This is a genomic window from Pseudomonas fluorescens (genome assembly GCF_001307275.1).
Taxonomy (GTDB): Bacteria; Pseudomonadota; Gammaproteobacteria; order Pseudomonadales; family Pseudomonadaceae; genus Aquipseudomonas; species Aquipseudomonas fluorescens_AA.
In genome coordinates, this window is sequence record NZ_CP012831.1 from 4,359,056 (window position 1) to 4,372,574 (window position 13,519).

At 60.5% G+C, this 13,519-nt stretch carries 10 protein-coding genes; 2 read left to right on the forward strand and 8 right to left on the reverse strand.

The annotated features are described in order from the left end of the window. Positions 1–11: 11 nt before the first annotated feature. Complete coding sequence (locus AO356_RS19455) at positions 12–1,166, forward strand: patatin-like phospholipase family protein (protein ID WP_060741117.1); 1,155 nt, start codon at positions 12–14, stop codon at positions 1,164–1,166. Between the two features lie 193 nt (positions 1,167–1,359). Here AO356_RS19455 and AO356_RS19460 read toward each other — a convergent pair whose 3' ends face one another. The 6 genes from AO356_RS19460 to puuE all read right to left on the reverse strand — a co-directional run bounded on the left by AO356_RS19460 (position 1,360) and on the right by puuE (position 7,154). Beyond that, positions 1,360–2,145: an outer membrane protein OmpK gene (locus AO356_RS19460; RefSeq protein ID WP_060741118.1), complete on the reverse strand. Its 786-nt coding sequence runs from the start codon at positions 2,143–2,145 to the stop codon at positions 1,360–1,362. Positions 2,146–2,645: 500 nt separating this feature from the next. Further along, positions 2,646–3,947, reverse strand: a complete 1,302-nt coding sequence (locus tag AO356_RS19465) for a urate hydroxylase PuuD (protein ID WP_060741119.1) — start codon at positions 3,945–3,947, stop codon at positions 2,646–2,648. A 51-nt stretch (positions 3,948–3,998) separates the two neighbouring features. After that, positions 3,999–4,502 (reverse strand): ureidoglycolate lyase, encoded by a 504-nt coding sequence (locus AO356_RS19470; RefSeq protein WP_060741120.1) that lies wholly within the window; start codon positions 4,500–4,502, stop codon positions 3,999–4,001. A 147-nt stretch (positions 4,503–4,649) separates the two neighbouring features. Beyond that, the gene (gene alc / locus AO356_RS19475; RefSeq protein WP_003204527.1) at positions 4,650–5,645 is read right to left on the reverse strand and encodes an allantoicase; all 996 of its coding nucleotides are present in this window, start codon (positions 5,643–5,645) and stop codon (positions 4,650–4,652) included. A 55-nt stretch (positions 5,646–5,700) separates the two neighbouring features. After that, positions 5,701–6,216, reverse strand: coding sequence for a 2-oxo-4-hydroxy-4-carboxy-5-ureidoimidazoline decarboxylase (gene uraD, locus AO356_RS19480; RefSeq protein ID WP_060741121.1), 516 nt, complete (start codon positions 6,214–6,216; stop codon positions 5,701–5,703). After that, positions 6,213–7,154, reverse strand: a complete 942-nt coding sequence (gene puuE, locus AO356_RS19485; protein WP_060741122.1) for an allantoinase PuuE — start codon at positions 7,152–7,154, stop codon at positions 6,213–6,215. Before puuE ends, uraD begins: the two co-directional genes overlap by 4 nt. Positions 7,155–7,568: 414 nt before the next feature. Between puuE and uraH the strand changes: the two genes are divergently transcribed. Beyond that, entirely contained in the window at positions 7,569–7,922 is a 354-nt protein-coding gene (uraH, locus tag AO356_RS19490) for a hydroxyisourate hydrolase (protein ID WP_060741123.1), read from the forward strand. 93 nt (positions 7,923–8,015) lie between these two features. Here the strand turns inward: uraH and AO356_RS19495 are convergent, their stop codons facing one another. Further along, the gene (locus tag AO356_RS19495) at positions 8,016–9,590 is read right to left on the reverse strand and encodes a hypothetical protein (RefSeq protein WP_152032434.1); all 1,575 of its coding nucleotides are present in this window, start codon (positions 9,588–9,590) and stop codon (positions 8,016–8,018) included. A gap of 165 nt (positions 9,591–9,755) precedes the next feature. Continuing rightward, positions 9,756–13,481, reverse strand: a complete 3,726-nt coding sequence (locus tag AO356_RS19500) for a calcium-binding protein (RefSeq protein WP_060741125.1) — start codon at positions 13,479–13,481, stop codon at positions 9,756–9,758. Positions 13,482–13,519 lie beyond the last annotated feature (38 nt).

Genomic DNA, 13,519 nt, shown 5'->3' on the forward strand with positions numbered 1-13,519 from the left:
GGAGCATTGCGATGACCCCAGCTGAACCGGTTACAGGTTTGATTCTTTCCGGCGGCGGGGCTCGGGCGGCGTATCAAGTGGGGGTATTGGCGGCGATTGCCGAATTGTTACCCGACGGGGCGGATAACCCGTTTCCGGTGATCGTCGGCACCTCGGCCGGGGCGATCAACGCGGTCAGCCTGGCGAGCGGGGCGATGGACTTCAAGACCGCCATCGAACGGCTGACGGCGTTCTGGCAGGCGGTACGCAGCCATCAGGTCATGCGCAGCGACTGGCGGGGCGTGATCGCCCAGGCGACGCGTTTCATTACCCACAGCCTGTTGGGCCTGGGGGCCAAGTTGCCGGTGGCGCTGATCGACAGTTCGCCATTGCGCGAACTGCTCCAGGCCCAGTTCCACGCCTCGGGCATCGAGCAGTCCATCGCCGAACAGCAACTGCGGGCGGTGGCGGTGACGGCATTCGGTTATGAATCCGGCCAGGCCGTCACTTTCTACCAGGGACGCGGGACCATCGATGCCTGGCTGCGCCACCGACGTATCGGTGTGCCGACGCAGTTGTCGGTGGAGCACCTGCTGGCCAGTTCGGCGATTCCGCTGTTGTTCGCGCCGGTCAAGATCGGTCCGCAGTACTTTGGCGACGGCGCGGTGCGGCAATCGGCGCCCATCAGCCCGGCCTTGCACCTGGGGGCCAATCGCGTGCTGGTGATCGGCGTCAGCGGCAACCCCCGTGGCGCCGGTGGCCAGGATCCTTCCGAGCGCAGCTACACCGGCCTGCAACCGACCCTGGCGCAGATCGGTGGCCATATGCTCAACAGCACCTTCATTGACAGCCTGGAAAGCGACATCGAATTGCTTCAACGCTTGAACGGTTTCAGCCACCTGCTGCCCGATGATGTGCCGGCCCATGCCCTCGGCGCCGCACCGGTGGAGGTATTGGTGATTTCGCCGAGCCAGCCCATCGATGAAATCGCCGCTCGCCATCGTCAGGAACTGCCCCGTGCGTTGCGGGTTTTCCTGCGGGGGCCGGGCGCGACCAAGACCAGTGGCGCGGGGGTGTTGAGTTATCTGTTGTTCGAGGCGGGGTACTGCAGCGAGCTGATCGAGTTGGGACGCCAGGATGCGTTGGCGCAGCGCGAGGCGTTGAGTCGGTTCCTGGGGTTGTCCTGACTGATGCAAGCAGGTCCACCGCTATCGCGAGCACGCTCGCTCCCACAAGGGATTTGCGGTGGGCGCTGAATCCTGGCTTTCACGAAACCAATGTGGGAGCGAGCTTGCTCGCGATGACGGCGGCACATCCAACACCTGTTTTGCCTGACCCACCGCCATCGCGAGCAAGCTCGCTCCCACAAGGGTGACGCGATTAGAAGTGATACTTCAGCAAGAAGCTGGTGTTGCTCTGGTTGGTCTTGAACCCTTCGCTGTCTTCAATCCCGTATTTGTTCTTCCAGTAGTCATACTCCACGCCCACATACAGCTGCTTGGCGCCAAGCTTCAAGGCCTTGCCCAGGTCATATTTGATCTGCGGGTTGATGTGCAGGTTGGCGTGGTAGGTGCCCTTCGAGTTGCTGTCGTTGTCCACCACCCAGTCGATGAAACCGTCGATCAGGATGTCGGAAGAACCCACCGGTACGGTGTAGGCCCAGGCCGGGGTGATCTGCCAGACATTGTCGCCGGCGCGCGGGCCTTCGGTCTGGCGGTTGTAGAAGTTCAGCTGGAAGTAGTCGAAGCCGGGAATCGCCAGGTCGAAGCCCGGGCCGATCAGGTAGGACTCGTTGTCGCCTTCACCGAATTCATAGGTCATGGCCAGCAGCACATCCTTGATCGGCCCCAGTTCCAGCTTCTGGTCGAAGATCTTGCCGAACGACAGGCGCGGGCTGAACTCGCCGTAGTAGGTATTCGGGCCGGACTGGCTGTCGTCCTGGCCGTTGTAGAAGATCCGGTCGAGGAAGAAGAAGTTGTCCCCGTATTTCCAGGCATCAGCGTGTTCGAAGGTCACGGTCTGCTGGATACGCGGGTTGACCTGGAAATCCTTGCCATACAGGTAGGTCAGGCTGTTGTTCTGCCATTGGAACAGGTCGTCGGCCATCGCTTGGCCTGCGACCAGCAAGGATCCTGCGAGTATCAGGCTGGTGCACGTATGTTTCATTCGGTTTGCTCCCAAAGGTAAGTGGTACCGCCATTTTTTAAGGTCAGCGCTCTGGTGTGGCGCCTTTTTCCATGGATTAAAAAACATCCGTTCGGTCAGCTTTTTGAGCGTGGCGAATGCTGATAGCAAGCGCTGAGCCAAGTCCGGAAAAAACCGGAAATGGCGTGGCCTGCGGTTTTTTGATCAGTCGGAAAAGCTGTTTTCAGGGGCGCGTCATGTCCGCCAACGCCGCAACAAGTTGGCGGTCCGGTCAGGATCGGAAGGGATTTTGTTGTAGGCCTGCTTCAAACGGCCGCGCAGGATACGGGCTTGCCTTGAAGGGCTCAAGTGCCCTGCAACAGCGCATGGGCGGCGAATTTGGGGCGTGATGGCGGGGCTTGGTCATCGGGTGCTTTCCTCTTGTTTTTATTGTTGAGGCGCAGGCAGTCGCTGACGGGGGACCGGTGGTGTGCCGGTCGACCTGTCAGCGGTATGACGATTAACGGTTTGGAGCGCTTGGCTCAGTTGGTGCGCGCGCCCTGGTTGATCCACGCGCCGATCAGGTCGCGTTCCTGCTGGGTCATCTGCGTGATGTTGCCCAATGGCATGATCTGGCTGGTCACGGCTTGGGCCTGGATGCGCGCGGCCTGTTGCTGGATCTGCTGCGGCGTATCGAACATCACCCCGCCCGGCGCGGCACTGAACAGCGGGCTGGTGGGCTTGGCCGAGTGGCAGACCGAGCAGCGTTCCTGGATCACGCTGTGGACCTTCTCGAACGAGGGGCCCTGGGCGTTGGCGGCCTGGGTGGGGGCCGAGGCCGGTGCGGCGGGGGCGGTCGCCGGTTTCGCGCCGCCGCCCACTGCCGTTTCCGGCAACGGTTGGTACTCGATCACGCCGGGTGCCTTGGCCACGTCCGGTGCGCTGGGCATGGGTTTGGGGCCGGTGACATAAGCCAGGCAGATCATCGCCAGGGCGCCGACCGGCAGCGTCCAGGCAAACCGGTTGCTGTCATGGCGCGTGTTGAAGTAATGCCGCACCAACACCGCCGCCACGGCGATACCGGCCAGGATCAACCAGTTGTACTGGCTGCCGTAGGTGCTCGGGAAGTGGTTGCTGATCATGATGAACAGCACCGGCAGGGTGAAGTAGTTGTTGTGGCGCGAACGCAACAAGCCCTTGGCCGGCAATGCCGGGTCGGGAGTGCGGTTCTCGGCGATGGCCGCGACCAGGGCACGTTGTGCCGGCATGATGATGCGGAACACATTGCCCACCATGATCGTGCCGATGACCGCACCGACATGCAGGTAGGCACCGCGACCGCTGAACACCTTGCTGAACCCGTAGGCCGCGGCGATCAGCAGCACGAACAGGATCAGGCCGAGCAAGGCAGGGCGTTTGCCCAGGGCCGAGTCGCAGAGAAAGGAATAGACGAACCAGCCGACGAACAACGAGCCGATGCCCAAGGCGACGCCTTCGGGGCCGCTCAGGCCGCTGCCGGGGGCCAGCAGGTAGACGGTCGGGTTCCAATAGAACACCACGCACAGCAGGGCGATACCCGACATCCAGGTGAAGTAGGCTTCCCATTTGAACCAGTGCAGGTTGTCCGGCATGGACGGTGGTGCAAGTTTGTATTTTTCCAGGTGGTAGATGCCGCCACCGTGGATGGCCCACAGGTCACCGGCCAGGCCGCTCCTGGGGTTGACGCGATTGAGGTTGTTTTCCAGCCAGACGAAGTAGAACGACGCGCCGATCCAGGCCACGCCAGTGATCATGTGAACCCAGCGCACGCTCAGGTTCAGCCATTCCAGCATATGTGCTTCCACAGTCTTTACCTCTCGCCCGTCACGCTTGTCTGCGCGTGATCGGACCTTCTCTTATTGGTGGGGGGCGAGGATCAAACACTCATCCTCTTGGAAAAAATGCTCATCGCAGTTATTGCCTGTGCCACTGCGATCAACCACCAGGAAGTCATCCCGCTTTTCGATCGTCAGCACCGGGTGGTGCCAGACGCCGCGATGGTAATTAATGCCCTGCCTGCCGTTGGTGACGAAGGCGCGGACCAAGCCTGATACAGGTGCATCGCCAAGTGGCGCGACCACGATCAGAAAGGGGTTGCCGAGCAGCGGAATGAAGGCCTGGCTGCCCAGCGGATGGCGCTCCAGCATGCGTACGGTCAGCGGCATGTCCAGCGCGTCGGCGCGGAAGATGCTGATGATCGCCTGATCGTCCGGCGTAGCGGTTTGCACCGTCGCCAGGCGATGGAAGCGCATGGTCGAACCGTTGTTGATCATGAAGTGATCGCTGCCGTCGGTTTCGATCACGTCACCGAACGGGGCGAAGGCTTCTTTGGTCAACGGTTCGATCTTGAGTGTGCGCATGCTGGTCTTCTTATCCAAAAAATTCTGTGTCGTTTGTTCAGCTTCTGTGGCGAGGGAGCTTGCTCCCGCTGGGGCGCGAAGCGGCCCTCAAAATGGGACTGCTGCGCAGTCCAGCGGGAGCAAGCTCCCTCGCCACAGGTGCGGTGTTTACTTCGATACCTTGCCCAGCACCCGCAGGCGACTCACGCCACCATCCGGGAACACATTGAGGCGGATGTGGGTGATCGGTCCCAGGGCCTTGATCTGCTCGGCGAAGGTGTGCTCGGCGTGCATCTCCAGCTTCTGGCTCGGCAGCAGTTCGCGCCAGAACAGCGACTGGGTTTCGATCTGGCTGTCGGTGCCGCCCTTGACGAACGCGCCCTGGATCGAGCAACTGTCGGGGTAGTTGCCCTTGAAGTGCAGGGTGTCGACGATGACTTTCTCGACCTCGCCGGCATGGCCCAGGGCGACGATCACCCAGTCATTGCCCGGGGTGCGACGACGGGCGGTTTCCCAGCCATCGCCCATGTTCACGCCACGACCCGGGTTGAGGATATTGCTCATGCGGCCGAAGTGCTCGTCGGAGCAGGCCAGGGCGCGACCACCATTGAGGGCGGCGGCCAGGTCGATCTGTTCGTTGTCGCCCACGGCCGACCAGTCGCGGTACGGAATGCCGTAGACCCGCAAGCGGGCCACGCCGCCATCAGGGTAGATGTTGAAACGCAGGTGGCTGAAGGCCTGGTCATTGCTGATCTCGTGGTAGTGGTGGCTGTTGCCTTGCAGCTCCACGGCCGACAGCACTTCAGTCCACTGGGTGTTTTCGTCCGGCTCGCCTTCGGTCAGGAAGCAGGCTTCGAGGGAGGCTGATGGTGGGTAGTTGCCGGTGAAGAATGAGGTGTCGATGTCCACGCCCTTGATCGACCCCGCCACACCCAGGCGGATCACCGCGCTGTCGTAGCCTTCGAAGCGCTTGCGCCGCGATTCCCAGCCGTCCATCCACTTGCCGTTATCATCGAACACGCCCTCCTTCCACACGGCCGGGGTCGGCTGGAACAGGCGGTTGGCGTCGGCGAACCAGTCGTCGGTGACCGAGATGATCTTGGTGCCCAGGCGGGCGTCGGCCAGGTTGACGAACTTCTCGAAAGGTACGGCGTAAGCTTTCATTCTTCTTGTCTGCCTTTAAATAAGTTGGCTGGGGATGCTTGCAGGAGGCTGCTCGCTAAAGGGTCAGTAATCGGAACAACGCGATCTTGTTGATCTCTGCCAGCGCGCATTTGAATTCGGCGTCTGCCGAGTGATGGATGCGCGTTTCGAATGCCGCGAGGATCTGGTGCCGGTTGCTGCCTTTTACCGCCATGATGAAGGGAAACTTGAACTTGGCCTTGTAGGCGTCGTTCAGCTCGGTGAAGCGTTGAAACTCTTCTGCCGTGCATTGGTGAATACCGGCGCCGGCCTGTTCGTTCGTGCTGGCTTCGGTCAGTTGGCCCTGGACGGCGGCTTTGCCGGCCAGGTCCGGGTGGGCGTTGATCAGCGCCAGTTGGCTGGCGTGATCGGCGCTCAACAGGATGTCGCTCATGCGCTGGTGCAGGGTCTCGATCTCGTCGATCGAGGGATCCTGGCCCAGTTCAAACGCCTTTTCGGCGACCCATGGCGAATGTTCGTAGATATCGGCGAAAGCCCGGACGAAGGCGTCACGGCTCAAGGTGGAAGGCTTGAGGGTCTGGAAGGCGGTCATTTCGAGGCTCCTGGATTCGAAGCCCCTTGGTACGGGTGGGCCTGCTGCCAGTGGCGGGCGATGTCGACACGCCGGCTGAACCAGACGTGTTCATGGCCTTTGACGTATTCGAGGAAGCGCTTGAGGGATGCCAGGCGCGCAGGGCGGCCGATCAGCCGGCAATGCAGCCCGATGGAGAGCATCTTCGGCGCCTCGGCACCTTCTGCATACAGCACGTCGAAAGCGTCCTTCAGGTATTGGAAAAAATCGTCACCCTTGTTGAAACCCTGCACCTGGGTGAAGCGCATGTCATTGGTGTCGAGGGTGTAGGGAATCACCAGGTGCGGCTTGCCGTTCGGGGTATTCGGTTCCCAGTAGGGCAGGTCGTCGTCGTAGGTGTCGCTGTCGTAGAGGAAACCGCCTTCTTCCATCACCAGCCGGCGGGTGTTCGGGCCGGTGCGGCCGGTGTACCAGCCCAGCGGGCGCTCGCCAGTGATTTCGGTGAGGATGCGGATCGCTTCGAGCATGTGCTCGCGCTCCTGGGCCTCATCCATGTACTGGTAGTCGATCCAGCGATAGCCGTGGCTGCAGATTTCGTGACCGGCGGCGACCATGGCGCGAATCACGTCCGGATGGCGCTGGGCGGCCATGGCGACGGCGAAGATGGTCAGCGGGATGTCGAATGCCTTGAACAGCTTGAGGACCCGCCAGACACCGGCACGGCTGCCATACTCGTACAGCGATTCCATGCTCATGTTGCGCTCGCCCTGCAGCGGTTGCGCGGCGACCATCTCCGAAAGGAACGCTTCGGATTCCTTGTCGCCATGCAGGACGTTACGCTCGCCACCTTCTTCGTAGTTGAGCACGAAGGACAAAGCGATGCGGGCGTTGCCCGGCCACTGGGGATGGGGAGGGTTATTGCCGTAACCGATCAGGTCGCGTGGGTAGTCAGCGCTCACTGCAGTTTTCCTTCTTGTTCGAACCATGTGGGTGGCGCCCTGATGATGAAATATAGGCTGGCGTCACGACGATGGAGTGATTGTATACAACTTTATGCGCGATTTGTAAGCCTGATTTTCTGCATTTTTCACCGCGGTCCTTGGCTTGTCTACACTGCAAGAAACCTGCCCACTTGGTCAATGAATCGTCAGGAGGATCTTGTATTCATTTGGTTTGCTTGAGGCCGGGGCCGGCGTGCCGTTGCGCAGTCCATGGACTGAATGTTTATTTTTTATTGTGTACAATTTTCTTTTAAAGTGTCTTAATTCGCTCATCGCCGCAGCGTTTCGTGCTCCGAACCGGTGCGGCCTGTCTTTCAACTGATTCAGGAGGCGTCGTGCCGGGCTGCCCTCGCAGCAAGGCGCGCAGAAGCAATGGGACGTTTGACTACTCACGTTTTGGATGCTGCACATGGCTGCCCGGGCAGCGCGATCAAGGTCGAGTTGTACCGGGTGGAGGGCTCGCAATTGCAGCTGGTCGCCAGCGCGCAGACCAACAGCGATGGCCGTTGCGATGCACCCTTGCTGCAAGGGGAGGACTACCGCTCGGGCGTCTATCAATTGCAATTTCATGCCGGCGATTATTACCGCGCACGTGGCGTGCAACTGCCCGAGCCGGCGTTCCTGGATGTGGTGGTGCTGCGCTTCGGCATTTCGGCCGAGCAGGAGCATTATCACGTGCCCCTGCTGATTTCGCCCTACGCCTATTCAACCTATCGAGGCAGTTGACCCCCAAGCAGCTGCCTCTCCTGGAAGCGACTGCGCATGGCGCTTCTTTGGTTTTTCGCCCGCTCACACTGCGGGCTTTTTTTTGCCGCCAGCCTACAGCCTGGCGTTGTCATCCCGAATGATAAAGACAGTGTCCGCGTAGCCAGGCCGGATCTGTGAACCGCCCTTTAGCCAGATGATTTTGCCGGCCTGATGGGCGTCCTTGACCGCTTGTGCGGCAGCGTCGCCGACCTGGGTCTCCAGGTTGATGCCGGTGGTGTTGGGATTCATGTGGGTGGGCAGGGAGAGTTTCGGCATGCGAGTGCGATGCAGGCTCATGAAAAATACATAGTCATGCCCGGTGCGCCGAAACACCAGCGCCGGAAAGCTGTTGAAACTGTTGGGCTCCATGACCGTGTAGCCATTGCGCGTCAGGATGCCGGCCATGAAGCGCTTGAGGTCCATCGGCGAGTAGGTCGACATGAAGAAATTCCACTCTCGCGGGAACCGTAGGGGGTCGAAATCCAGCCGATCCAGTCTCCCCGTCGAGGTGGAAATGGGCAGGTCTATCGAACGCGAAGCGCTCGTGATCCCTGACGAGGTCGGGAGTACGGGCAGCATCAGCAAGGGGTCGGTCCATTGCGGATGGGGCGAGGGAACGGCGTTTTTCCAGCTATGGAAAATCTGCCTCAGTGCGGTCAGGCCCGCAGCATCGGCGATCGAGGAGCTGTTGGCGAGTTCGAACTGCCTTCTGGCGATATTTTCCAGGGTGACTGTGGTGACCTCGGGAAACACTTCCCTGACATAGGCCGTCAGCGGTTTCTCGAAGGGAAGCCTGGCATCGATCTCCCAGTGGTTGTCCGGCGGCACGCGGATTACGCTTCGGGGCTGCTCGTCCGGGGTATGCCTGAGGATGGCTTCCAGCAGATCAAAATCATAGGCGGGATGGCCAGGTTGCTGGATGTAGGCAATGGGGTAGTCCCGTGCGTCGACACGTGTCACCCGCTTATAGTGAACGTCGCCGATGGTGATGAAGGCCGGCAGGGTGAGCTTTGGCTCGACCCCCCATTCCTTGCGAAAAACCGGGGTGGTTTCCACTGCGACTTCGCTGGAGGGTGGCGCCGTGCGCTGGCGCTTGGGCGCGGGCCCTTCCAGAGGATCATCGTCCGGCACGTTGTAGCGGGTAATGGTGAGCGTGGAGTCGCTGCCGTGGGAAACCTGCCGCCACAGTAGGCTGCCTTCGACTTGTTCCAGGCGGGGGCCGGACGCAACGAGCTCAGCGCTTGAGCGCGCCCGGTAGTTTTGGTCGGCATCGCGCCCCAATAGCACCGTCCCACCTTCGGCAAGTTTGACGTAAGTCCGGGTCCTGAATGTCTGGATCCCGGAGGTCGGGTCCGGGTCCGACAGCATGGGGATCAGCTCGGGGGAAAGGTAATAATTGTCCAGCGATAGCGAGGCGGGCACATGGGCGATGGCGGCTTGGGAGGTGAGTTCCGCTACCTGGACCGCCGTGGCCTGGGCGTCAGCGGCTTCGGTTTGTCGCCCAGGCGACGAGCCGGGCGACGAATCGCTGCCATCGACCCTGATAGGGCTCCTGGGCAGGCTTTCGGGTGTGGTATCGCGACTGCCGTGGGGCGTATCGGGAGGCGAAGTTGGAACGTTGGGGCGGGTGTTTTTTCTGGGGCTCATTGACGTTTGCGCTCTTGAATTTGAAAAGTATGAACAATGAATACGTCGCCGCCCGTCGTGTGGATTGACGGGCAACGCGCTGAAAGATGTTCTTGGAAAATCAACGGGCGGGTGCACTACATATGTATTGCATCGGCAAAAGACGTTCGCAGTCACTCCTCAGGACTAGGTCTGTCTGGAGACGATCTCGCCTGGGGAGAGCAGCCAACGCCAATGAGGAAGTTCCAGGCCAAAAGTCGGGCTCAGCGCGATGGCCTGCGCAAGCATCAGTGACTTGTTCAACGTCGTGCCTTCGGCCCATTTCACGCACTGTTCGCGCAACAAGCGCAGCGCCTCGTCGTCCAGGGGTGGGTTCTGGCTGAGCCCTTCGCGAGCCAGGTCCTGATAAAGGCTGAGATGGTGATCGCACAAATTGGTTTTTCTTAGGCTCGTTGCGGCGATGACCCGCGATTCATCTGTATCGAGGGTCCACTGGCGCGCCTTGAGGTGATAACTCAGTGAGCCGGGCGAGCCATCTTTGAGCGCCATGTTGGACACCCTCAGTTGTGCCGATGCTAACCGTGACAATTCGGGGGGCAGGGCGGCTTCGGGATCGACCGGGGGCGAAAAATACCGGCCGTCCAGTGCCGTTACATAGACGCGCTCGAACAGACTGTCGACTGCATGGACGACACCCTGGGCCGTGATGACGCGTATCTGGTCGACGAGGTCGTCCTCTGCGTAGGCGGGTAGATGAAGGATCGTCGTGCCTACCTGCAGCAGGTTATTGGCCAGTTTGATCTCGACCTCCCCGAGGCGGGTGGCGTCGAGTTCCCAAGTGGATGCCTGGGGCAGTCGGGGATTGGCGCCGGCCAGCGCGCCTGGCGTGGTCAGCCGTAGTGTCATGCCCGGGCTCAGGTGGACAAGGTACGTGGAGCCTTGGCCTGTCAGCACTTCGATACCGGTCTGCTCAACGGCTGGCGTGAGCATCGCGCAGGTGGCCTGGCTGCCCATGGGATGGGGCTTCTTATCCAGGGGCTGGAGAAACGCGTAGTGCTTTCTGGTCGGCGTGAGTGAAAGGGGAGCTTGTGTCTTCCATTGCACCGGATCCTTGTCGATGAATCCCTTATTCAGCAACCGCGCGGGGTCGGGGGTGGGGATGGCCAGGCGGTAGGAGGCGCCGTCGCGCATGATCAGGATAAACGTGTGCTGCGAATCCAATGCGGAAAACGCACGTCGCCCGCTGGTCTTTGTCCGCGCGCTGTAGCGCTCATCGGAACGGGCCAGGTTGTTCAGGACGACACGGTGACTGCCAAAATCCAGGGTGAGACCGCACTCACCATATTTCACCGTGTCCCCTCCGTCTTCCTGGATGACATAGGCGTTGTAGTGAGCTTCGACCCGAGTCAGTTCGCTATGGGTATAGTCCAGGTGAAGCGTGGTGCAATACTCACTTTTCTGTCTCACCTTGAGCGTGGTGAATTCAATCAACCGGGAAACGTAGTAGCTCGTGTCCTTATCGTGGGCCACCCAGCGCTCGCTTCGGTCATTGAGGATGGCCGGGTTCCGGGGGATGCCGTGTTGCACCATGACCGCTTCAATGACGAGGGGGCTGTCGTGCTCCAGCGTCTCCGGCAGGTCTGGCACCCAGTGGAAGCCGTCCTTTGTCGTGAAGGTCAGGCGGTTGATCTGTAAGGCTCTTGGATAGTCCGTATCGGCATAGACATTGTTGAGGGTGACCTTGCGTGACTCCCAGTCATTGCCATCGAAGCACGACGAGATCACCAGGTTGCCCTGCTCGATCACCCAGCTTTCAATCAGGTCGGCGCGCCAGTCCAGGGAAATGACGCTGCTGCCCATGCCGTCCTCGGTGATCGATACGTGGCCGGGTTTGTGGGCGATGACGTAGGCATCGTCCCCAGGCCCGCCGTCGGCGTTGCGGTTGTTGCCGCCGAGAATGAAGATCCGGTCGTCTCCCGCGCCGGCCTCGATGAGATCGTTGCCCCGTGACTTGATGATGTTCGCGCCGGCGCTGCCCTTGATGACATGGGTGCCGCCCTCAAGGATTTCCACATGTTCGATGCCTTCAAGAAGCGCGTGGCGATACTGTCCGCTTTCGCTCTTGGGACCTTCCTGAGTGATGATGGACGCCTGCCCCGCCTCCAGGTCGATGTGATAACCCAGTCGCGGCACCTGGCCTTGGCCGGGATTGCCGGCCAGTATCAACGTGTCGTTACCCGAACCACCTGCCAGCCGGTTCGGCGCAGGTACTTCGTCTCCTGGGGCAATGGATGTCGAGCCTTCGAAAACGAATACATCGTCTTTCGCGCCGCCCCTCAGCCGCTTGACGCCTGACCCGTAGTGGAAAACGTTCGGCTTGTTTTCTACCCCGAAAACCGTGTCATTGCCGCCGCCGATATACCAACGGATGCCTTTGTGCTCCGCCGCCGCTTCGATGACTGCGCCAGGCGTTTCGAGCGTGACGCCTTGGCGGGCATCAATCCAGTCATCGCTGTCCTTGATTTTCGGGCGCGTGTTCGTTGCCTGATACTTTTCGCCGGTCCACCAGTTCCAGGTGTTGTAGGTCACTTGCTCGAGTTCCACGGTGAATCGACCGTTCACGATCGCCTCGGTGCTGTCTTTCAACGGGCCCTTGAGCAAGTTCAAGGCGTTGGCCCGCAGTTGCCTGGTGTGTTCGGCGGTCGCCTTGGCGAGGGTGTAGCGCTCCTGGATATCGTCGTCAGGGCTGATTGTCCAGAAGGCGAACCAACCCGTTCGCAGGCGCTCGTGGGCACTGAGGGTTATGTAGTCGTCGATCTCATCGACCTGGCGAATCGCCCCCCAGACCTGTGACCCGACCACCAGGATAAGCCCGGCGGCAAGGCCCACCGGACCGGCTGAACTGAAGCCCGCCAGCGCGGCCAAGCCGATGGTCAGGGTCATGGCGGCGCTGGTGACACTCAAGGCGGCGCTGACGTAATGATCGGTGGCCGCTTTGCCACTCGCGTTGGCGGCGGCCTTGAAAGCGTCAACTGCAGAGACGATATCGAAAGGCAGGGTCAACACGCTGGCAATCAGCCCACTTCCCCGGGCCAGTCGAGTCGCGAAGGTGGTTTTCGCGAAATCCCCCAGGGAGCGCTGACCGGCCCGGATCATTTGCGTGGCTTGTCGGGTCACCAGCGCTTCGACGCCCAAGGAAGCCACTTCGGCGGCCACGCTGGCGCCGTTGAACAGGGTCTGGTAGTCGTCCTTGTTGCGGATGGCGTCTTGCAGGCCGCGCAGGCCGCTGTAGATTCCGAAGGCCTGGAGTCCCAGGCCGGTGGGGATGAGGATCTGGCTCTTGGTCTTGTTTACCCAGTTCAGTGAAGTCTGGGCAAACTGATGAGGGTCGAGGCCCTGTGCAGACTTCAGGAGTTTTTCCAGGATATTGTGATAACTGCCCGCTTCAGTCTGTACTGCAAGGTTGGCTCTTAATAATGGGCGCGCAGAGCGTGAGCGTTGGCTGGCTATTTCAAAAAGCAATGTCGGCAGGCGGTAGTCGTTTGCATCGGCGGTCAGTTTTATATGAGTTTCGACATCCGCTGCATTGAACTGGAGTGAGTCCAGGAAAAAACGACTGGCGATGCGAAAGAAACTGTTTTCACCGTTCAATACCTGACCGTCAGTGGTTGCACCCAGTGCATTCAGGGCGGAGCGGGTCACGGCTACGGAGCCGATCTGGAGCGGACCGTAAAGTTTGTCGACGACTTCGAGTTGGGCTTGCCGGTGCTTGTGTTCCGGATTGAGTTGCGCTTGATCGGCGACTTTGAAGTCGAGCGTCTCGATCGTATGCTCATTGGCCTGAAAGACAATATCGCTAATGACGACACCCCGGTCGTCAGTAGCGCAAGAGGGCGCTATAAGTTGGGCCATTGTGAACTTCCTTGTTCAACGATGTTTGAATTGGCCCT

Bases quoted from the DNA above. Each gene is read 5' to 3' on its own strand.
- uraD (WP_060741121.1), bottom strand. From the start codon at position 6,216: ATGACCGCCTTCCAGACCCTCAAGCCTTCCACCTTGAGCCGTGACGCC.
- AO356_RS19470 (WP_060741120.1), bottom strand. From the start codon at position 4,502: ATGCGCACACTCAAGATCGAACCGTTGACCAAAGAAGCCTTCGCCCCG.
- AO356_RS19495 (WP_152032434.1), bottom strand. From the start codon at position 9,590: ATGAGCCCCAGAAAAAACACCCGCCCCAACGTTCCAACTTCGCCTCCC.
- alc (WP_003204527.1), bottom strand. From the start codon at position 5,645: ATGAAAGCTTACGCCGTACCTTTCGAGAAGTTCGTCAACCTGGCCGAC.
- uraH (WP_060741123.1), top strand. From the start codon at position 7,569: ATGGGACGTTTGACTACTCACGTTTTGGATGCTGCACATGGCTGCCCG.
- AO356_RS19455 (WP_060741117.1), top strand. From the start codon at position 12: ATGACCCCAGCTGAACCGGTTACAGGTTTGATTCTTTCCGGCGGCGGG.
- AO356_RS19500 (WP_060741125.1), bottom strand. From the start codon at position 13,481: ATGGCCCAACTTATAGCGCCCTCTTGCGCTACTGACGACCGGGGTGTC.
- AO356_RS19460 (WP_060741118.1), bottom strand. From the start codon at position 2,145: ATGAAACATACGTGCACCAGCCTGATACTCGCAGGATCCTTGCTGGTC.